The organism is Mesorhizobium sp. BHscii (genome assembly GCF_053848065.1).
In genome coordinates, this window is the sequence record NZ_JBSPKW010000001.1 from 252,890 (window position 1) to 269,505 (window position 16,616).

20 protein-coding genes are annotated in these 16,616 nt (G+C 60.9%); 7 read left to right on the forward strand and 13 right to left on the reverse strand.

The window, feature by feature from the left end; all coding sequences use genetic code 11:
- Nucleotides 1-30: 30 nt before the first annotated feature.
- Nucleotides 31-1,044 carry an ATP-dependent DNA ligase gene (locus ACWTU7_RS01240; protein ID WP_455837399.1) on the reverse strand — a complete coding sequence of 338 codons (1,014 nt, stop codon included), beginning with the start codon at nucleotides 1,042-1,044 and terminating at the stop codon, nucleotides 31-33.
- Nucleotides 1,045-1,080: 36 nt separating this feature from the next.
- Nucleotides 1,081-1,884: a non-homologous end joining protein Ku gene (ku, locus tag ACWTU7_RS01245; protein WP_455837400.1), complete on the reverse strand. Its 804-nt coding sequence runs from the start codon at nucleotides 1,882-1,884 to the stop codon at nucleotides 1,081-1,083.
- Between the two features lie 183 nt (nucleotides 1,885-2,067).
- On the opposite strand from ku, the gene ACWTU7_RS01250 reads away from it, so the two are divergent.
- Nucleotides 2,068-3,210, forward strand: coding sequence for a branched-chain amino acid ABC transporter substrate-binding protein (locus ACWTU7_RS01250; RefSeq protein WP_455837401.1), 1,143 nt, complete (start codon nucleotides 2,068-2,070; stop codon nucleotides 3,208-3,210).
- Nucleotides 3,211-3,384: 174 nt separating this feature from the next.
- A complete protein-coding gene (locus ACWTU7_RS01255; RefSeq protein WP_455837402.1) occupies nucleotides 3,385-4,074 on the forward strand; it encodes a phosphoribosyltransferase in 690 nt (229 codons plus the stop codon).
- A gap of 115 nt (nucleotides 4,075-4,189) precedes the next feature.
- On the opposite strand, the gene ACWTU7_RS01260 is transcribed toward ACWTU7_RS01255, so the two are convergent.
- From ACWTU7_RS01260 to ACWTU7_RS01270, 3 genes are all read right to left on the reverse strand, one after another.
- Nucleotides 4,190-4,405 (reverse strand): hypothetical protein, encoded by a 216-nt coding sequence (locus tag ACWTU7_RS01260; RefSeq protein WP_455837403.1) that lies wholly within the window; start codon nucleotides 4,403-4,405, stop codon nucleotides 4,190-4,192.
- Nucleotides 4,406-4,421: 16 nt separating this feature from the next.
- Nucleotides 4,422-4,667, reverse strand: coding sequence for a hypothetical protein (locus ACWTU7_RS01265; protein WP_455837404.1), 246 nt, complete (start codon nucleotides 4,665-4,667; stop codon nucleotides 4,422-4,424).
- Between the two features lie 230 nt (nucleotides 4,668-4,897).
- Nucleotides 4,898-5,059: a hypothetical protein gene (locus ACWTU7_RS01270; RefSeq protein ID WP_095519933.1), complete on the reverse strand. Its 162-nt coding sequence runs from the start codon at nucleotides 5,057-5,059 to the stop codon at nucleotides 4,898-4,900.
- A 502-nt stretch (nucleotides 5,060-5,561) separates the two neighbouring features.
- Between ACWTU7_RS01270 and ACWTU7_RS01275 the strand changes: the two genes are divergently transcribed.
- Nucleotides 5,562-7,307 carry a thiamine pyrophosphate-dependent enzyme gene (locus ACWTU7_RS01275; protein WP_455837405.1) on the forward strand — a complete coding sequence of 582 codons (1,746 nt, stop codon included), beginning with the start codon at nucleotides 5,562-5,564 and terminating at the stop codon, nucleotides 7,305-7,307.
- A 19-nt stretch (nucleotides 7,308-7,326) separates the two neighbouring features.
- Here ACWTU7_RS01275 and ACWTU7_RS01280 read toward each other — a convergent pair whose 3' ends face one another.
- The 3 genes from ACWTU7_RS01280 to ACWTU7_RS01290 all read right to left on the reverse strand — a co-directional run bounded on the left by ACWTU7_RS01280 (nucleotide 7,327) and on the right by ACWTU7_RS01290 (nucleotide 9,015).
- Entirely contained in the window at nucleotides 7,327-7,641 is a 315-nt protein-coding gene (locus tag ACWTU7_RS01280) for a hypothetical protein (protein ID WP_455837406.1), read from the reverse strand.
- A 168-nt stretch (nucleotides 7,642-7,809) separates the two neighbouring features.
- Complete coding sequence (locus ACWTU7_RS01285) at nucleotides 7,810-8,058, reverse strand: hypothetical protein (RefSeq protein ID WP_455837407.1); 249 nt, start codon at nucleotides 8,056-8,058, stop codon at nucleotides 7,810-7,812.
- A 123-nt stretch (nucleotides 8,059-8,181) separates the two neighbouring features.
- Complete coding sequence (locus ACWTU7_RS01290; protein ID WP_455837630.1) at nucleotides 8,182-9,015, reverse strand: SIR2 family NAD-dependent protein deacylase; 834 nt, start codon at nucleotides 9,013-9,015, stop codon at nucleotides 8,182-8,184.
- 183 nt (nucleotides 9,016-9,198) lie between these two features.
- Between ACWTU7_RS01290 and ACWTU7_RS01295 the strand changes: the two genes are divergently transcribed.
- Nucleotides 9,199-9,528: a hypothetical protein gene (locus ACWTU7_RS01295; protein WP_455837408.1), complete on the forward strand. Its 330-nt coding sequence runs from the start codon at nucleotides 9,199-9,201 to the stop codon at nucleotides 9,526-9,528.
- Between the two features lie 18 nt (nucleotides 9,529-9,546).
- Here the strand turns inward: ACWTU7_RS01295 and ACWTU7_RS01300 are convergent, their stop codons facing one another.
- From ACWTU7_RS01300 to ACWTU7_RS01310, 3 genes are all read right to left on the reverse strand, one after another.
- Nucleotides 9,547-10,470, reverse strand: coding sequence for an NAD(P)/FAD-dependent oxidoreductase (locus tag ACWTU7_RS01300; protein ID WP_455846482.1), 924 nt, complete (start codon nucleotides 10,468-10,470; stop codon nucleotides 9,547-9,549).
- Nucleotides 10,471-10,557: 87 nt separating this feature from the next.
- Nucleotides 10,558-11,031 (reverse strand): DUF2269 family protein, encoded by a 474-nt coding sequence (locus ACWTU7_RS01305; RefSeq protein WP_065010360.1) that lies wholly within the window; start codon nucleotides 11,029-11,031, stop codon nucleotides 10,558-10,560.
- Nucleotides 11,031-12,317, reverse strand: coding sequence for an SDR family oxidoreductase (locus ACWTU7_RS01310; RefSeq protein ID WP_455837410.1), 1,287 nt, complete (start codon nucleotides 12,315-12,317; stop codon nucleotides 11,031-11,033). The genes ACWTU7_RS01305 and ACWTU7_RS01310 overlap by 1 nt, the downstream gene beginning before the upstream one ends.
- Before the next feature lie 434 nt (nucleotides 12,318-12,751).
- On the opposite strand from ACWTU7_RS01310, the gene ACWTU7_RS01315 reads away from it, so the two are divergent.
- Nucleotides 12,752-12,973, forward strand: a complete 222-nt coding sequence (locus tag ACWTU7_RS01315) for a DUF2934 domain-containing protein (protein ID WP_455837411.1) — start codon at nucleotides 12,752-12,754, stop codon at nucleotides 12,971-12,973.
- Nucleotides 12,974-13,198: 225 nt separating this feature from the next.
- On the opposite strand, the gene ACWTU7_RS01320 is transcribed toward ACWTU7_RS01315, so the two are convergent.
- Entirely contained in the window at nucleotides 13,199-13,417 is a 219-nt protein-coding gene (locus tag ACWTU7_RS01320) for a hypothetical protein (protein ID WP_455837412.1), read from the reverse strand.
- A gap of 338 nt (nucleotides 13,418-13,755) precedes the next feature.
- Nucleotides 13,756-14,403, reverse strand: coding sequence for a class I SAM-dependent methyltransferase (locus ACWTU7_RS01325; protein ID WP_455837413.1), 648 nt, complete (start codon nucleotides 14,401-14,403; stop codon nucleotides 13,756-13,758).
- Nucleotides 14,404-14,701: 298 nt separating this feature from the next.
- Between ACWTU7_RS01325 and ACWTU7_RS01330 the strand changes: the two genes are divergently transcribed.
- Both ACWTU7_RS01330 and ACWTU7_RS01335 read left to right on the forward strand, forming a co-directional pair.
- Entirely contained in the window at nucleotides 14,702-15,835 is a 1,134-nt protein-coding gene (locus tag ACWTU7_RS01330) for a transporter substrate-binding domain-containing protein (RefSeq protein WP_455837414.1), read from the forward strand.
- On the forward strand, nucleotides 15,836-16,465 hold the full coding sequence (locus ACWTU7_RS01335; RefSeq protein WP_455837415.1) for an ANTAR domain-containing response regulator: 630 nt from the start codon (nucleotides 15,836-15,838) through the stop codon (nucleotides 16,463-16,465). It begins immediately after the preceding gene.
- Nucleotides 16,466-16,616: the final 151 nt, after the last annotated feature.

Here is a 16,616-nt window from a genome sequence, read left to right on the forward strand (position 1 = left end):
GCATTGCGAAGGTGCATGCATCCGAACAAATCAGGCGATCTGCTCAAACGTGCATTGTTCCGGAGCCTTGTCCGGCCGCCAGCGCAGGAACTTGGTGCCATGCCGGAAACGGTCGCCGGTGACGTGATCGAAGCGTACTTCGACCACCAGTTCGGGCCGAACCGGCTCCCATTCACCGCTGCGCTCGGTGCTCCAGCGGCTCGGCCCGCCCGGCGCCTTTCCGGTAAAGCCGGGGGGCGAGCGCATGGCTTCGAGTTTGCGAGTAAGCTCGGCCCTGTCGTCCTTGGCAAGGGTCGAGGTGAAACCGACGTGATCGAGCTTGCCGGCCTCATTGTAGAGACCCAGCAACAATGAACCGACCTGCGGACTGTTGCTGAGATAGCGAAAGCCGCCGACCACGCAATCGGCCGACCGCAACCGCTTTACCTTCACCATCGCGCGCACCCCCGGTTGGTATGGATCGTCCAGCCGCTTGGCGACCACGCCGTCCGTCTCCCCATGTCCGGCATCAGATAGCCAGGAGCGGGCTTCCTTCACATCGCGCGTGCAGTGCGAAAGCAGGATGTTCCTGCGGTTCGCCGAAGCAACGAAAGCCTCAAGATTCGCTCGCCGTTTTTCCAGTGTCCGGGCCAACAGGACGGTTCCATACTGGTCGCAGAGCATGTCGAAGAGGACGATGTGCGCCGGGGTTTCGTCGGACAGCTTGCGGATCCTGCTCTCGGCGGGATGAAGCCGCATCTGGAGGGCGTCGAACGACGGTTTGCCGTCGACCGAGATGACGATTTCACCGTCGACGACAAAACGGCGCGACGGCAGTTCCTTCAATGTCGCGACGAGTTCGGGAAAATAGCGTCCGAGCGGCTTGCCTGACTTTGCGCGCAACTCCACCGCATCATCCTGCCGGAACGCCAGGCAGCGAAAACCATCCCATTTGCGCTCGTATTGCCATCCATCTTCCTCGGGAATCGCATCGGCCGCCTTGGCCTCCATCGGAGGCGTATCGAGCGGCAGGGCGAAGCCGCCGTCGCGGGGGCTCACCTTCATTGTGCTGCCTTTGTTCTCCCGAGCAACTCCGTGCGCCTATTTTCGCTTTCCGGCCTCCGAGCCGATGCTCTTGCGCAGCGCATCCATGATGTTGATCACGTTGCTGGGCGGTTGCTCGGCCTTGTCCTTCGCCTTGGCTGGATGCTTCTTGCCCTTCTTCTTCGAGGCAATGATCTCCAGCAGCCGCGCCTGGACGGGATCTCCGGTCATGGCGGGATCCCACTGCCTGGTTCGCTCATCGATCAAGGTCGAGACCATATCCATTAGTTTCGGGTCGGGTTTGGCGTCTTCGATCTTGCCGAAATAATCCTCGGGATCGCGAACCTCGTCGCCATAGCGCAGTGTCCACAGGACGATGCCCTTGCCTCGTGGTTCAAGCATGACGGCGCGCTCGCGGCGGTACATGACCAGTCGCGATATTCCGACTGTCCCTGTCGACCGCATCGCGTCGCGAATGACCGAGAATGCTTCCTCCCCGACCGGATCGTCAGGGGTGAGATAGTGGGGCTTGTCGTACCAGATCCAGCCGATGCTGTCGGCATCGACAAACATGTCGATGTCGATGGTGCGCGTGCTCTCCAGCGCGACTGCGTCGATCTCATCGTCCTCGAGCAGGACGTATTCGTCCTCGCCGCGCTGATAGCCCTTGACCTCGTCGTCTTCAGCAACTGGTTTGCCGCTGACGGCGTCGACATATTGGCTGACGACGCGATGCCCGCTCTTGCGATTGATCGTATGGAACCGGACCTTTTCGCTCTCGGTGGTAGCGGGCGTCATCGCGACCGGACAGGTCACGAGCGAAAGCTTCAGATAGCCTTTCCAGAAAGGACGCGGCGCCATCGAGGATCCTCGGCAGGTGTAAAACAGTCGAACGCATCAAGGTGATCGATTGTTCCAGCATCGTTTCGTCGCGCTCCCAAGGCTCGCCAGCAAGAATCCATCATTTTTCCGGTTCGAGAAGGAACCGATGCGCGCAAGCGCAGTTCGGGGCAGACAAACAGCTCGGCAGCAAGGACCATTTCAATGTCGGAAGCGATCCGGATCGCAATCGGCGCTCCATTGTCGGGAAATGCGGCGGCGCTTGGCGCCGAGATGAAGCAGGCGATCGAACTCGCGGTCGAGGAGCAGAACGCGGACGGTGGCATTGCGGGCTTTCCCATCATGGTTGAGGGTGCGGACGATCAGGGAAAGGTCGAGACCGGACGGCAAGTCGCGGACGACTTTTGCAACCGGCCGGATCTGCTTGGCGTCGTTGGCCACTACAACAGCAATGTCACCATCGCTGCGGCGGAAATCTACGCCGCCCACGACCTCCCGATGATCACGCCGATCGCTTCCGACACAGCGCTCACCGAGCGCTCTCTGCCGAATGTCTTTCGCTTCACCAACCGGGATGATCAGACCGGAGCAGCCATTTCCCGTCATCTCTACGACACCATGGGCAAGCGCCGCGCCGTCCTGGTCGAAACCGAAACGATGTACGGCCACAGCATAGGCATCGCGTTCTCGCGGGCCTTTCTGTCGCTCGGAGGACGCATCGCGGAGCGGCGAACGGTTCGCGAAGGGAGCCGCGATTTTGACCCGCTGGTCGCATCTCTGCGGGCCGATTTCGATCTGCTGTTCTACGGCGGCAGTTTCGAGGGTGCTTTCATCCTGCGGGCGATGCGCCGTGCAGGTCTCCACCAGCTCTTTGCCAGCGGTGACGGCTGTTGGGACGCGGTGAATTTCCTTGAGCCTGCGGGAGAAACCGCAACATTGGGCGAAGGCGTTCTCGTGCTGTCCGCCACGCCCGAAGTGGGTAGAGTCGCTGGTTCAAGCGATTTCGCTGCGCGCTATGCGGCGCTGTTCGGACCAATCGGCAACTATGCGGTGAATTCCTACGATTCAGTCCGCGTGCTGATCGCCGCAATCAGGGACGCGATCACTGAAACCAAGGGAAATCCGAGCCGGCGCGACGTTCTGACTGCGATGCGGAAGCTCCGCTTCAAAGGCATTGCCTATAGAGATCCCGTGCAGTGGGACGAAAAAGGCGACAACCTGGCCGTCGTCACGGCGCTCAATGTCGTGGAAAATGGCCGATTCCGACAGGTTGCGGAAATCCCGCGGACGCAAGGGGGCCTGATAGCTACGGCCTCGCGACGACCGCGGCAATTTTTATCAAGGTGAAACGAAACAATTGCCTCCGATCGCCGTTTCGCCAGCAAGGTGAATTTTGGGCGAGGAGGCGACGATGAGTGCAACCGGCCCGGAGGTTTTCGGCAAGACGCTGCAGACCGCGAACATCTTGGCACGAGTAGCGACCCAGGGATGCCAGGTCTCGCCCTTGCAAAGGTGAAGCCAATGATTTTTGACGCGCCGAAATTCAGGGATAGAACGGAGGCGGGGCGCCAGCTTGCCGCCGCTTTGACCGGGTTCGCGGCAACCGATCCACTGGTGCTGGCGCTGCCACGCGGCGGAGTGCCGGTTGGCTTCGAAGTGGCGAAGGCACTCCGTGCCCGGCTCGACGTGCTGCTTGTACGCAAGATCGGCGCGCCCGGCCATTCCGAATATGGCATCGGCGCGGTCGTCGACGGGGAGAACCCGCAGCTCGTCCTCAACGAGGAGGCGATGGCTTTGGTCCAACCGTCAGACGATTACGTCGAGGCAGAGAAACGGCGGCAACTGCTCGAAATCGAACGGCGCAGAAACCTCTATCTCGGCAGCAGGCCTGCAGCTTCAGTCCTTGGCCGCACCGTTATCGTCGTCGACGACGGCATAGCGACCGGAGGCACGGTCAGAGTGGCGCTCAAGGCGTTAAGGAAGGATCGGGCCGCGCATGTTGTCTTGGCCGTTCCGGTAGCACCCAGGGATACGCTCGACCTGATAAAAGCCGATGTGGACGAAGTGGTATGTCTCGCCACGCCCGAGCCGTTTGTTGCGGTGGGCCGGTATTATGGGGACTTCGCGCAGACCACGGACGCGGAGGTGATCCGGCTGCTGCGTGAGGCAGAACAGTTCGAGAGCAAATCGTCGATGCGATCTGCCCGTTAACTCATCGCCTACAGCCGAAGGAGCAAGCTATCGCTAAGGACCGACGGAAGCAGATCGTCGAGCGGGCGATTTCTTTCTCTACCAGCCAGACCGCGCCCCCACGGCGGGCAAGCCGTCAGTCCCGCAAACGATTGGCAGCGTGATCCTGGCGCTGCTCGCTCGCGACCTGCTTGGAATCCAGACCGCGTTCCTTCGTATGCTGAGCCTTGTCGCGGTTGGACAGGATTTGGTTTTCTTCGAGCTTATCCTTTGGGGTCGTGGTCATGGCACCTGTACCAGAACCCTTTCCCCGTGCACCCGCTCCGACATGCTTCTTGCTACCTTTTGCCATGGGCTTGCTCCAATTCTTAGTCGTCAGGACGATTCTTGTGGTGAACGCTCTCCTGATTTTCTCCGCGAAGGATGTTGCGATCGTCAGGATCAACAAGGTCGGGTGTCTTGGACCTGATTTCCGATCCCTTGCGCAGCGCTTCACGTTCCGCTGCGGATCGCTTCAGGTCTGCCTCTGCGTCGAAATCCTTGCTGGCGCCCTTCGTGTTCTCCCGCTTTTCAATGATGCGCAATTGCTGCTCATGGGTCCTGCGTCCAGCCATTGGTTCCTCCTTGCGTTCGATTTGAGGCCCAGATTGCTGGCGGCATCGTCGACTTCCCGGTGATTGCAGGGGCCACGGTCCTTGCCGAAGCGGGAATCGTGGGCACCACGATCTGAGCCTGTCCTTATGGCGATAATGGCAGGGCGGCGGGATCGTTCCGAAATGGCGGTCGAATATACCGTCCATCGCTCATCGACTCCGGACTGCCCATCCGCATCTGCCACGATCCGTCAGTCTTTCTCCTCGCGATACAAGCGCTCGGTCGCCCGCGCGCTCTCCCTGCGTTCTGCGGGACCGCGACGGCGTCGCGTAAGGAGTGCGTAGGCGATCAGGATTGCCAGTATCAGGGGACCGCCTGCAACGACGAGCAACCACATGCTGTTCTCAAACATGGACCATCTCCTTTCCCTCACAACCGAGAAGGCGTCGTAACAGTTCCTGGGCTCTGCGTAATGGAACCCTGTTCGCTGCGGACGGCGCTCGACCCGAAGCGATTGCCTGTCTGCGAGCTCGCGATCCGTTGCTTTATGACGGGCAATTATGCTACTGATTTGGCTGTGGTGCTGATTTGCGCCGACGACCCGCCGCCGAGGCGGGTTTTTTGTTTGAGTTTCGGCCATCCCTCAGAGCTGCATGTCACGCTTAAGGCGCGACTTGCCCTCGCCGAACCATTTCCGAGAAACCGAGACCTGGCTGAAGTCCAAACGCGGTCTCCTGCGGTTTTGCCAGGCAAAGACCGAGGCCCGCCTCTCAGGCGGCGCTGCCCGCCTGCCGTTCCGATGGAACATCCCGGCATCTCCGTCGTTCGGCGACTGATCGCCGATGTCCACGTCTGACGCCTATCGCCGCAGCGAGAGCGTAAAGCTGCAGATACCAGATACAGAGGAGGCAACCATGCCCAACACTGCCGAGATTCTTGTCGACACATTGATCGCCTGGGACGTTCGCGTGATCTTCGGCCTGCCGGGAGACGGCATAAACGGCATCATGGAGGCGCTGCGCACAAGGCAGGACAAGATCCGCTTCGTGCAAGTGCGGCATGAGGAATCCGCGGCTTTCATGGCGACGGCCTATGCCAAATGGACGGGCAAACTCGGCGTCTGCCTCGCCACCTCAGGGCCAGGAGGCACTCACTTGCTCACCGGCCTCTACGACGCAAAGCTCGACCAGGCGCCGGTCCTTGCCATAACCGGCATGCAATTTCACGACCTGATCGAGACGTTCACGCAGCAGGATGTCGATCTCACCCGTGTTTTCAACGACGTCGCCATCTTCAACACGCAAGTGACCGACGCAGCGCATATGGAAAACGTTGCCGGCCTGGCCTGTCGTTCCGCGCTTGCGGGACGCGGCGTCTCCCATCTCTCGATAGCCAGCGACGTGCAGGAACAGACGTCGGCAAAGCGCTCGCCCCGCAACCTTCCAAGACACACGCCCGAACGGTGGTTCGAAGGGGACAAGCGACCCGACGAAGCCCAGCTTGCTCTTGCGGCCGATATCCTCAACACAGCCTCAAAGGTGGCGATACTCGCCGGGCGCGGTGCGCTGCATGCCCAGGCCGAACTCGAGAGGACGGCGGAACTCCTCGCCGCACCCGTTGCCAAGGCTTTGCTCGGCAAAGCCGTCTTGCCGGACGATCACCCGCACGTCATGGGCGGAATCGGAATATTGGGCTCGCTGACCTCTCAGGAGATCATGGAGGAATGCGAGGCGCTGCTGATCGTCGGCTCGACCTTCCCCTACATCGAATACTATCCCAAGCCCGGCAAGGCGCGCGGCGTGCAGATCGACCGCAACGCGCAGCGGATCGGCCTTCGCCATCCTGTCGAGGCCGGTCTCGTCGGCGATGCGGCCATCACGCTGCAATTGCTGAATGAAAGGCTGAAGCCTAAGCAGGACAGATCATTTCTCGAGAACGCGCAGCAGAGCTTACAGCGCTGGCGCAAGATGATGGCCGAGGCGGAAAGCAGGGACGACGTGCCGCTCAACCCGCAACGCGTCGTCAAGGCATTCGGCGACCGAATGCCGGCCAACGCGATCCTGGCTAGCGATTCCGGTCAGAACACCGAACTTGCCGCCCGTCATATCGATATCAAGGCAGGCCAGGATTTCGCCGTCTCCGGCTCGCTGGCATCGATGGCCTGCGGGCTGCCCTATGCGATTGCCGGCGGGATCGCTTTTCCGGGCCGGCCGGTTTTTGCGGTGGTGGGCGATGGCGGGCTGGCGATGCAGCTTGGCGAATTCTCGACGGCCGTGCGTTACAAGATTCCGCTCAAGCTTCTGGTGATCAAGAACAACATGCTCAACCAGATCGCCTGGGAGCAGATGATGTTCCTCGGCAACCCGCAATTTGCCTGCGAACTCCAGCCGATCGATTTCGCTTTGGCTGCTGAGGCCATGGGAGGCATCGGCTACAGCGTCACCCGGCCTGAGGACGTCGATGGGGTCCTTGATGCCGCGTTTGCCGCGGAAGGCCCGGTGATCATAGAGGCGGTCGTCGACGCGTATGAACCTATGCTGCCGCCGCGCATGCCGGACGAATATCGCAAGAACATGCGCGCAGCGCTGCGGGAAACGCCAGGCCGTAAGGAGATCGAAGCAAACCTCGCTCGGGAGCCGCTGAAGACAATGATGGGCTGACTGCAGGTCCCCTGGCCGGTCACTCCTTGACGTAGGCGCCTGGCTGGCGCCCGCTCTTCGGAGCCTTGGCGTCCTTGGAACGCTCGGCGATCGACGGTCCGGCGCCGGATGTCTTTTCGGTTGCGGCACTGGGCGTGGACTGACTGGGCGGGTTTTGCCCTTCGGACTGATGGGTTTTGTCCTCCACCTCGTCCTTAGACCGTGTCAGGCCCATCCCGCCGGCAGGCTTCTTGTTGCCAGCCGCCTCTTGGGAGAATTGATCCGACTCGTCCGCATCTTTCTTGGCCGGGTACTTGGTAGCACCATGTTCGTAGCGGGTCTCGTTTTCAGTCATGGCGTGTCTCCGATTGCCTCATGCATAGCGGTTAAACAGCCCTGTGACGGCCGGGGTCCAACTGCCGCCCGTGCTCCCCACTGCCGGCATATGCGACATCTGCAAACGGACGCGGCGCCCGCCGGCGCGGCTGCCGATATTCGGCAACGCTCAGGCGTCCTGCGCCAGTCAGGCCTCTTGCCATGGCGTGTGCAGGATATCGGCGCCCGGCTGCTCGTCGAACAGTACCGCGCAGCCGCGCTCCCACGCCACCGGCGACAAGGCGTTGGCCACGATTTCGTCCGGCGAGATGAAATCCCCGGTCAGCACCCGCAACTCTTCCACAGCTTTGGCCATCGACACCAGTCGCCCGGCGGCGCGGCCGGTCGTGCAGGCATCGATGACGGAAACGAGATCGATCATATCGAAGTGGCCCATTATACGCCTCCGCAAAAGGGGTCCCTTCCCGGCTATGAACGCCGCAGCGGTCGACAATGTTCCCGGCCTGGTCGAATAGCGTTCCGAATTGGCCGTCGCCCGTTCGGCTTCAAGCGCGGTGCATCACATCGCCTTTCCGGTATTGTCTATCCCTTCCTTAAGCTTGCTCAGGAATGCCACCAGAGCATCCTCCGGGCGATCGGCCTCCTCGGTCAGCATGTCGATACCCCAGCGTCCGAGGACCGCTTCCTGGACGACGCTCGGTTGCGGCATGAAGACGAACGATTTCGGACGGTTCTTTTCGTAGCCGGACCGGCGCCAGGTTTCCCAAAGCCGATACAGCAACAGACGGATGTTCATGTCGGACATGCTGTAGCCGATGAACAGGATGGTGCGCCCCAGTGCGTCGGCACGAAACTTCACATCCAGCGGCGACTCGAACGAGAGCCGCTCGAAATAGTCGGACTCCGCCAGGACCAGAGATGCATCGTCGTCGAAATCGCCGTGGTATTTGATGATCTGGGTAACTTCGCCGTTCACCTTGGCGATATCCTTGGCATTGGCCACTTTTACGAACGGGCGGTCGTGGACTTCGAATGCAACCTCAAGGTTCCGATCATAGTTGGTGGTGTAGATGATCGGGAAATTCAATGACACGATCAGCTTGTGGATCGCCGATCCCTTGACTTTTTCCCGCGAGACGCTCCATTCGCGATCCATCCAGCTGCGCAAGGGACCGAGACCCCCATTCTTCAGCCGGTAATATTCGGCAAGAGCCTGGTAGCTGGGTTCAGGTATGTCGACCATGTCGCGGTCGAGGCCGAGTTCATCCTCCATATGCTCGATCAGCTTCTGCCAGGATGGCAGGCCGACGCTCATCGACACCCCCGCCCCAACGAACAAGATCGCTCGTCTCTCTTTCACGGACTGAGCCAGTTGCTCGAGTGCAGACGGCATGGCCAACTCACCAGGCAATGATCCAACACAACTGCGAAAGGCGTCCTCTGTTCCGGAGAAGCCCGGACCACTGCCAAATGTGTCCAGCAAATGGGGTGTGTTCAGAAAATCGGGTGTGTTCAGCAAATCGGGCGCAGACTGGAACCGGTTGAGGCAGATTGAAGTTTGGTTGTCAGGGAGACGATGATGGCCGCACGACGAGATCGGACGACTGCCAAAGCGAGAGGCGGTATTCAGGCCGGGGCGACGCAGGACAAGACCCCGGGGTTCGACCCTGCCGCCGCACCTGAAGCGACCGACGCCGAAGCGGCAGATGTGCCGAGCCCTGTCGCCGAGGCTCGCCCACGCCGACAGCCAGAGTTCACGAATGAAGCAAGCTTCGGCGATGCGATGCGGCGGCCGGTAGGAAGCGAGCCTGATCTTCAGCCTCGCAGCAACTGGCCGGTTCTGGTGATTGCCGCAGTTGTTCTCGTAGCGGCCGCGGTCTTCGTGATTGCAGCCATACTGCGCTAGCGAGGTACGTTTCGAGAGCTATTCGTACCCGAGGGCAAGGTCATTGTGAGCATCTGTCGCGGCTATCGCAGCCTGGCCAAAAGCGACTGCGATCTGGTTCAGCGCTTTGACCAGGTCGCCGATGGCATACACTCCATCGACCGAAGTCCGCTGATGCTTGTCGACGACAACATAGCCCTCGTCGCAGCATTCGATGCCCATTGCCAGGGCGAGTTCGGAACGCACCCGGCATCCCATCGCCGGATAGATGACGTCGAAATGTCGCACCTCGCCGTCCTTAAGGATGGCCTCGTAACCATTTTCGGACGGAACAAACTTTTTGAACGTGTCGCAAATGGCAATGTTCTCTTCCATGGCCACGCGCCGTGTGCTGGCGGAAAAATCGGGAAGATAGCGTGCGAGCAGTGTGACGTGCTGCGTGTACTGCTTGAGGAACAAGGCCTCTCGCAGTGCCTTCGCCTCGTGTCCGATAACCGCAACCCGACGATCTATGACTTCATAGCCGTCGCAAACCGGGCAAAGGCGTACGCTGCCTCTGGCGATGGCCTCGCCCAGACGCGGAATTGCAGGCACGACGTCGACGATACCTGTCGCCAGGAATATCTTGCGGGCGACGATCCGCCCCGCGTTTGTCTCGGCACCAAATCCGCCTAAGGTCGGCTCGATCGATGACGCCTGATCCTGCACCAGTGTCGCTCCGTATTCGGCGGCCTGCGCGCGAAGGCGTTGCAGAAGATCGGGGCCGCTGATCCCTTCCGGAAATCCGGGGCAATTACGGCTTTGTGCAATCAGCATCGCGCGCGATTCACCCGCGTCGACCACGACGACCCGATGACGAAACCTGCCGAGATAGATAGCGGCGGCCAGCCCCGCAGGTCCGCCGCCAACAATGAGAACATCCGCTTCAGTCGCGGATGAGGCTGAATGTCGGCGTTTGCGCACGGATTGATCCATCCGCGCCGAACGCACTCATGGGAAAGATGTTCCAGCGCCGAAATCGAAAGGCGCGACATCTGCCGCGGCAAGGCGTTACCACTCGATCGCCGGCCGCGCGATCATCAGCCAGAAAATCCCGAGGACGGCAGCAAAGGCGGGAAAGCCAAAGGCGAACCACAGCCAGAAAAGCCTGATATACCGGGCCGGCAGCGGGGCTCCCGCCTTGGCGGCTTCGGACGCCAGATTGCGCATCTCCATCTGCATCCATACCACCGGCAGCCAGAACACACCGGTGACGATATAAAGCGCGATGGAAAGCACGATCCAGCCTTCGGAGAGCGAGTAACCCGCCAGCCAGGCGAGCGCGACGCCGGTTATCGGCTGCGCCACGACGGCAGTTGCCGTGAAGAGAAAGTCGGCGACCACTACGATGCGCGCCACTGCCGCAATTGTTGCTGCATTGCCGGTCCTGTGGGCGAGAAGCATGAAGAAGGCAATGCCGGCGCCGGTGCCAAGCAGCACGCTGGCACCGATGACATGCAGGTACTTCAGCACGAAATAGAGCATCAGCGCTCCTCCAGGATTGCCAAGGCAACGAAGTGAAGGACGATGATCGGCAAGACCTTCAGAAACGGCCCAAGCGGTTCGTTCCACAGGTCCGGGCGCAGGAAAGTGCCCACGATTATATAGAAGAGCGAGAGCGCGATGCCGGCGTAGACGCCTTTTCGCGCCGTTGGCCGCCAGGCTATGAGTGCGCCGACGACGACGTCGGCAAGAGCGCCGGCGATCACGGCAGGCGCCGACAACATGCCAGCCCCCGTGCTTTGCATGAGGCCGATGCCGTTGCCGTAGCCAGTGGTCAGCGAAACAATCCCCGTCATGATCCAGAAGAACGGCAGGACGACGAAGATTGCAGCCTTGGCGAAATAAAGCCCGGCGAACCATTTCTCCTGCACCGTTGCCGGATTGAGCGCGAGGAACTGCGCCAAGCTTTGTGGGTGTATGCCGGTCAGGGAAATCCAGTTCGATGGATCTCCGACCGCCCCTCGCGTGATCTCCCTGGCGGCATTGGTGCGCATTGGAGGTCGCCAGCCGAGCATCGCGGCAAGATCGCCGAGGCGGTAGAGAAATCGGGCAACCCATCCCGGCAAGACAAGCCTGGCTGCGGAACGCCAGCCGAGCCAGCGGCGCAAAGTGCCGACAATCTCGTCCATGGTCAGCTGTTCGGGACCTGCAAGTTCCAGCGCCATACGAGACGGACTGCCGGGATTGAGAAAGAAGAGCGCCGTCGAGACCACATCCTCGAGCTGCACGACCTGTAGCCGGCCGGTATCTGGCATTGACGGCAGCACCGGCAGCGAGGCCAGACCGCGAAACAATGCACTGGCCCCAAACACAGGCCGGCCGAGCACCACGGAAGGGCGAAGGATTATCCAGTCCAGATCAAGTGCCATGAGGGCCTGATCGCCAGCATATTTCGTCGCCGAGAACGACGAAGGCTGTGCCCGATCGACACCCATTGCCGAGAAGTGGATCACCTTGGCAACGCCGGCCCGCGCGCAGGCGAGAAAAAGAGCCGCCGCAGCATCGCGATGAACTTGCCCGGTCTTTTCGCGAGGGCTGTCCTGCAGAACGCCGGCACAGTTCACGACGGCATCGATGCCGGCCAGATGCGGCAGCCAATCTTCAGGGCGTAGCGCGGTCGCCATGTCCAGCACCAGCAATTGGTAGTCGCGGGCTGCATTTGCCCGAGGGCTACGGACGATGCCGACCACCTCATGTCCTTCGGAACCGAGGCGGGAACAGACCGAAGCGCCGATCAGGCCGGTGGCGCCAACAACGAGAATTCTCATCGGACCCCGGTCTCCGGTAGCGGCAACCACGAGACCATCGCCGTCCTATTCGGCGCGTGTATCCTCGATGGCGTCGATGTTGTTCCGGCGCTGCGAAAACACACGTCTCCCAGGCAGTTGTTCAAGGGTGATGGTGACCACAGGCAGTCAAGTCGAAGACCGCGACGTTTACTGGTATTTACAGTGCGCGCTTGTAGCGTTGCTTCCACACATTGTCCTCCCAGCGCCGAACGGACCACAAGACTGGTGTGCAACTTGAAATAGAGCACATCATGGTTGCGTCAACTGAACCGCTGACGGACCTGCGCGATCATTTGGGCAGTCCAGGTGGGGCACTAGCCTGTATGAATGTGCGAGAGACGGTCGCGGCCACTGTCCGGCAACGCGGAACAAACCATCGAGGACGGGATTAGGAAAGCACCAGGAGACCTATTATGGACAGGGAAGCGCGTATCAGGCGGCGAGCCCATGAAATCTGGGAGCGTGAAGGCCGTCCGGAAGGGCGGGAGCGCGAGCGTTGGGATCAGGCCGTGCAAGAAATCGAGGCAGAGGGTTCCGAGGCAGAACGTGGACCGGTCGTCCTTGACCCGACCGTTGGCGCCGACTCCGAACCCGATACGGGCGGCGCCCGAGCTAACGGCAAGCCGATCTCTTGACCGGCTGTTCGGCACGGAAAGGAATATGCCATGCCTCGTATCATCGCCTGGGTCGTGATTCTACTGGCGGTACTCTTCATCATTTGGCTGTCGTTCGACCAGACCGGCCGGACCAGCGACGGGACTCAGCCTGCGCCCCATGCAATAGACCAGGACGGGTGACGACGGCGGTTGACCTCGATTCCGGGCAGGACCGGCAAAGTTCGAAGTTGAGGCGATCCTGGCCTAACTCGACGGGGCGGACTCCTCATTCCTGTACTCGTGAATGAGGCCGAGGATTTGCGATCGGACCAGTTCGCGAGCCTCGGCCTGAACGAATGGCATCAACAGTTCGACCCGTTCCTCGACGGTCTCGGGAAGATCCGCAGCAGGATCGATGAGGTCGTTACCGTGCGCGTAGAGATTTTCCGTCAGTTTTTTGTCGAGGTCGGAAAAAATGCCCATTGATCTGCTCCAAGCCAGCTTCTCTGCTTAAATTGAATGCTGACGAAAATGTTCCCCGGATGATCGATCACAACAGCTGCTTCTCCGGCCGAACGCGGGCTAGTCCAGCTCTAGTGGTAGCTTTTGACGTGATGCGGATTACCTGTTCCGACCCCAACTACGCTCATTGTTTGGCGCTGAGCGTCGGCAGTTTAGTGAAAGCGATCCGTCAAAACCTTACCTGACTCGCCCGTTTTCTCACAGTCAGGATCAAATCCGGACGAGAAAGGACCAAGTCGGCTTGGGGCGGGAAAACAGCGCGAGCGTTATCGCTTTGGTCGAGCCACGGGGAAACTGGCCTATGGCTTTCTAAAGAAGCCGGACAGAATATTCGGACCCACTTCGCCGGGCCGCATTCTAATCCCGTCCTCGAAGCAGTTCAGCGTCACGCACTGGAAGCCGCTGTGTGCGAGGAGTGCCACCAGCGAGTCACGGTCGAAATGGTGCAGGTGCTCGTTGGGGAGACGCATACGCCACGTTCGGAACCACGCGTCGCCGGCGGTGCCGAGCTCGCGCCAGCGGCAATAAGGGACGGCGACGGCCAGGTAGCGGGCCTGAAGGCGGGCGAGGAAACCCAGGTCCGGGATGTGCTCAAGCACGTCGAACATGGCGACGAGATCCCACGAGCTGGCGAGAGCCTCATCCCAATCGACAAAGCGGACGCCATTGGGCAGCGGAAACCTGGCGATGTCGCAGCCGGCGCAGTCGGCGACCCCGGTTATTTTCGCGGCTTCGACGAATGTGCCCGTGCCATATCCAATCTCCAGGACGGACCGAGGAATTTGGCCGGTGATTCCCAGCACCCAGCCAAGTCGCTGATATCCGAGCTTGATGGTCCGGTCACTCAGGTCCTCGTAATAGGAAATGTATTGCTTGTCGTACTTGATCGGTGTGAAGTCGATCTGGTGGATCACGCCAAACCCGTCGACCTCGTAGTTGTCCAACATTAGCGTGCGGCCTCCAGCTTCCGAATTCCTTATATGGCAGAGCTAAACGCGACGTAACCGGACAACTGAGCGGTTCCGGTATTCGGGCGGTAGCGGATCGGCCCCTTTAGCCATATGGCTCCCAATCACGGACGGTCAGGTTCCGGCCCAGACTGCCGGGCGGCAATGCCTCTATCTCTGCCGGAGAGATCACCTTTGCCGCTTCCTGAAAGCAGAGACAGCCAGCGACCACGCTGGCGATTGCCATGACGCCTCGCGTGCAATAGGCCTTTGCCGGAAAAGCTCAGGGAGGATTGCCGTGACAGGTACAGCCAGGACATGGCGCGTCGGAATCCTCTTTTCGCGCAGCGGCATCACTTCGGTCACCGAAAGCGAGCATTTCTACGGAACCGCCTTGGCCATCGAGGAGATCAATGCCGGCGGCGGCGTGCTGGGGCGGCAGATCGAGCCGATCACCTACGATCCGGCCAGCGACCCCGAGGCGTTTCGTTCGCTGGCCCGCAGGCTTCTGACCGAGGACGACGTCAACGTCATCTTCGGCTGCTCGATGTCTGGCAGCCGCAAGGCCGTGCTGCCGATTGTCGAGCGCTACAACGGCCTGCTCTGGTATCCTTCGATCTACGAGGGCTTCGAATATTCGGAGAATGTCCTCTATACCGGCGCCACGCTCAACCAGAATACCTTCGCGCTGGCCGACTTCATCCTGCAGCGCTACGGACCGCGCGTGTTCATGGCCGGGTCCGACTACATCTATCCGCATGAATCCAACCGGGTCATGCGCGATCTCCTGGAATGCAAGGGGGGCACGATCGTCGAAGAACAGTATGTGCCGCTTGATGCCGACGAACGCCGGATGCGCCGCCTGATGGCCGATATCGAGAAGGCCGCGCCGGACGCCGTCTTCTCGACGGTGATTGGGCGCAGCGCGCAAATCCTCTACAGGCTCTATGCCGAGGCAGGCATCGATCGGACACGGCGGCCGATAGCCAGCCTGACCTTGGCCGAAGGCGAGATCCGCGTGATCGGCGCCGAGCACTGCACCGGCCATGTGCTGGCGGCTCCTTACCTGGCGACGGTCGACAGCGGCGAGAACCAGCGCTTCGTCGGCGAGCTCGCCCGCCGGTTCGGCGACCGGACGACTGCGACCATGTGGTCGCAGACGGCTTATACGCAGGTCCACCTGTTCGCCCGCGCGCTGGAAAAGGCCGGAACCCTCGACACCTTTCGCCTCGGACAGGCAGCGCTCGAGGTCGACTATGCGTCGCCGGAGGGACGCATGATGTTCGACCAGGAAAACCGCCACGTCTGGTCGACGCCGCGCATCGGTATCGCCAACGCCACCGGGCAGTTTGATATCGCCTGGCAGTCGCAGGCGCCGATCCGGCCCGACCCCTATCTCGCCTCCTCTCGTTTCGAAGAGCCTTGGCTTTAAATGACGGCAACGCTCAAACGCATTCTCAACGACCTGCGGCAGGCGAAGATCCTGGTCATCCATCCGAAGGACGAGGATGGCGCCGCGCTGGTCGATCACCTCCGGCGCCTAGGTTGCGAAGTCAGGGCGGCGTGGCCGCCGCCGGCCTCGATCCCGGGCGACATCGACACGGTGTTCGTGCAGGTCGGCGAAGCGCCGACCGACGCGATGGTGTCGCTCATCGAGGGCGCCAACGCCGCCGTGGTCGCCATCGTAACCTATGAAAGCCCGACCTCGATCAAGGCGATCATCGACCTCAACGCGCACGGCGTCATCACCAAGCCGCTCAGGCAGTTGGGCGTGCTGACGCAGTTTGCACTGGCCCGTTACCGCTACGGCTATGAAGGGCGGCTGGCCAACAAGGTGCGCAAGCTGGAGGATACGCTGAAGGGACGCCGGACGATCGAGAAGGCGGTCAAGGTGCTGGTCGAGATGAACGGCGTCGATGAGGAAACCGCCTACAAGCTGATCCGCGACCAGGCGACATCGAAGCGGGTCGCCCTGGTTTCGGTGGCCGAAGGCATCCTCGCCGCACAGGAAGCGATGCGGGCTTTCGGCTTCGGGATTTCCGCGCCAGGCAATCAGAAATAGCCGGACAGCCGACAGCCCGACAAGATTACCGCATCAGAAATTTCTTGCAACTAACTGATTTTATTAGTCTAAACAGCAATTTCCGGTGCGGCAGACCGCCGGACACTTTGGCTCTTGACGCGGCCTCCCGGCTGTGCAACTTCTTAAAGCA

What these genes read in the sequence shown, in the direction of transcription:
- ACWTU7_RS01240 (WP_455837399.1), bottom strand. Translation starts at nt 1,044, where the DNA reads ATGAAGGTGAGCCCCCGCGACGGCGGCTTCGCCCTGCCGCTCGATACG.
- ku (WP_455837400.1), bottom strand. Translation starts at nt 1,884, where the DNA reads ATGGCGCCGCGTCCTTTCTGGAAAGGCTATCTGAAGCTTTCGCTCGTG.
- ACWTU7_RS01250 (WP_455837401.1), top strand. Translation starts at nt 2,068, where the DNA reads ATGTCGGAAGCGATCCGGATCGCAATCGGCGCTCCATTGTCGGGAAAT.
- ACWTU7_RS01255 (WP_455837402.1), top strand. Translation starts at nt 3,385, where the DNA reads ATGATTTTTGACGCGCCGAAATTCAGGGATAGAACGGAGGCGGGGCGC.
- ACWTU7_RS01260 (WP_455837403.1), bottom strand. Translation starts at nt 4,405, where the DNA reads ATGGCAAAAGGTAGCAAGAAGCATGTCGGAGCGGGTGCACGGGGAAAG.
- ACWTU7_RS01265 (WP_455837404.1), bottom strand. Translation starts at nt 4,667, where the DNA reads ATGGCTGGACGCAGGACCCATGAGCAGCAATTGCGCATCATTGAAAAG.
- ACWTU7_RS01270 (WP_095519933.1), bottom strand. Translation starts at nt 5,059, where the DNA reads ATGTTTGAGAACAGCATGTGGTTGCTCGTCGTTGCAGGCGGTCCCCTG.
- ACWTU7_RS01275 (WP_455837405.1), top strand. Translation starts at nt 5,562, where the DNA reads ATGCCCAACACTGCCGAGATTCTTGTCGACACATTGATCGCCTGGGAC.
- ACWTU7_RS01280 (WP_455837406.1), bottom strand. Translation starts at nt 7,641, where the DNA reads ATGACTGAAAACGAGACCCGCTACGAACATGGTGCTACCAAGTACCCG.
- ACWTU7_RS01285 (WP_455837407.1), bottom strand. Translation starts at nt 8,058, where the DNA reads ATGGGCCACTTCGATATGATCGATCTCGTTTCCGTCATCGATGCCTGC.
- ACWTU7_RS01290 (WP_455837630.1), bottom strand. Translation starts at nt 9,015, where the DNA reads ATGCCGTCTGCACTCGAGCAACTGGCTCAGTCCGTGAAAGAGAGACGA.
- ACWTU7_RS01295 (WP_455837408.1), top strand. Translation starts at nt 9,199, where the DNA reads ATGATGGCCGCACGACGAGATCGGACGACTGCCAAAGCGAGAGGCGGT.
- ACWTU7_RS01305 (WP_065010360.1), bottom strand. Translation starts at nt 11,031, where the DNA reads ATGCTCTATTTCGTGCTGAAGTACCTGCATGTCATCGGTGCCAGCGTG.
- ACWTU7_RS01310 (WP_455837410.1), bottom strand. Translation starts at nt 12,317, where the DNA reads ATGAGAATTCTCGTTGTTGGCGCCACCGGCCTGATCGGCGCTTCGGTC.
- ACWTU7_RS01315 (WP_455837411.1), top strand. Translation starts at nt 12,752, where the DNA reads ATGGACAGGGAAGCGCGTATCAGGCGGCGAGCCCATGAAATCTGGGAG.
- ACWTU7_RS01320 (WP_455837412.1), bottom strand. Translation starts at nt 13,417, where the DNA reads ATGGGCATTTTTTCCGACCTCGACAAAAAACTGACGGAAAATCTCTAC.
- ACWTU7_RS01325 (WP_455837413.1), bottom strand. Translation starts at nt 14,403, where the DNA reads ATGTTGGACAACTACGAGGTCGACGGGTTTGGCGTGATCCACCAGATC.
- ACWTU7_RS01335 (WP_455837415.1), top strand. Translation starts at nt 15,836, where the DNA reads ATGACGGCAACGCTCAAACGCATTCTCAACGACCTGCGGCAGGCGAAG.